This is a genomic window from Paraclostridium sp. (assembly GCF_051657365.1).
GTDB lineage: Bacteria > Bacillota > Clostridia > Peptostreptococcales > Peptostreptococcaceae > Paraclostridium.
The window spans coordinates 1-1,202 of record NZ_JBOFKN010000143.1 but is presented as its reverse complement, the minus strand read 5'-3'; the positions used below and the strand labels follow the sequence as shown (position 1 = coordinate 1,202).

Here is a 1,202-nt window from a genome sequence, read left to right as displayed (position 1 = left end):
TTATAGGTTCAAATCTTCTATATGTTAAACCTTGAGATCCTTTAGTTATTATAAAGTATCCCTTTTTATTTTTAAAAACCTCTTCACTATCTTTAGTTCCAAATATTTCTCCAATTTTACTTGTATCAAGATGACTAAAACGACGTTTATTTTTATCAGCTATAACTACAATATCAACATCTTGATTATTATCAACAAATACCTCTGCATATTTTTGTAGATTAAAATTTCCATCAATTATAGAATCTTTTACAAATTTAGTATTGGAGATTTCAAGAGCTACTTCACTTAAACTTCTTTTTACTTTACTAGTTTCATTATTAATCTCTGTATAAGTTATTATTCCTATAAGTAATATTAGCAAAGGAGAGGTTATCAAAATAGATAATTTAATAACTCTTTGCTCAAAACGGCTTTTCATTTATACCTCCGCAAAATAATTGTACTATTTTTTACCCTATATTTTAACTCATATATATAAATCTTTCTAGTAAATTTTGTTTCTAAAAAAGGAAGTGATAGATAAGCATTGAAAAAATTACAAAATGATTTTATTTAAGAGAATATTTAATGAAAATTTTATGGAGGATTAAGATGGAAATATTAGATTTAATTAAAAAAGCTCGTTCTCATAGAAGCTTCAAAAATATTAGTGTTCCAATGGATGATTTAATGAAAGTTATTGAAGGAGCCCACTTTTCATCAGCTGGTGCTAACAAACAATTTCTAAGATATGTTTTAGTAAATGATAAAGATATATGTTCTCGGCTTTTTAAAGATGTTGTTTGGGCTAGCCAAATAGAATGGAAACCTACTGAAGATGAAGCTCCAGGTGGATATATAGTTATATTTACAGATAATCCTCCTAAATTACCACTAAATTTTATATATGCTGATTGTGGTATAGCTCTTCAAAATATGAAATTAATAGCAACATCACTCGGATATGGAGTTAATTTCATGGAATCTGTAAAAAAAGATGATATTTTAGAAGCACTAAATATTTCAAAGGAGTATATTCCACTTTTTGTAATGCCAATAGGAGTACCTACAGATGAGGTTATTTTAACAGTAGTTGAAAATGAAAATATGAAGTATTGGAGAGAAAATTTAGAAAATCACAGTTATAAGCATTTTGTGCCTAAATTATCTCTTAATCAACTTATAATTAAGAAAATTTAAAAAATAAAAAGGAAGAAACC

General features: G+C 26.3%; 2 protein-coding genes. One reads left to right on the top strand and one right to left on the bottom strand.

Translation table 11 applies throughout. The annotated features are described in order from the left end of the window. Positions 1-421, bottom strand: a 421-nt coding sequence (locus ACRCYC_RS10265) for a hypothetical protein (RefSeq protein ID WP_438619040.1), incomplete at its 3' end; no start/stop codon positions are given. Between the two features lie 173 nt (positions 422-594). Between ACRCYC_RS10265 and ACRCYC_RS10260 the strand changes: the two genes are divergently transcribed. Next, the gene (locus ACRCYC_RS10260) at positions 595-1,182 is read left to right on the top strand and encodes a nitroreductase family protein (RefSeq protein WP_438517744.1); all 588 of its coding nucleotides are present in this window, start codon (positions 595-597) and stop codon (positions 1,180-1,182) included. Positions 1,183-1,202 lie beyond the last annotated feature (20 nt).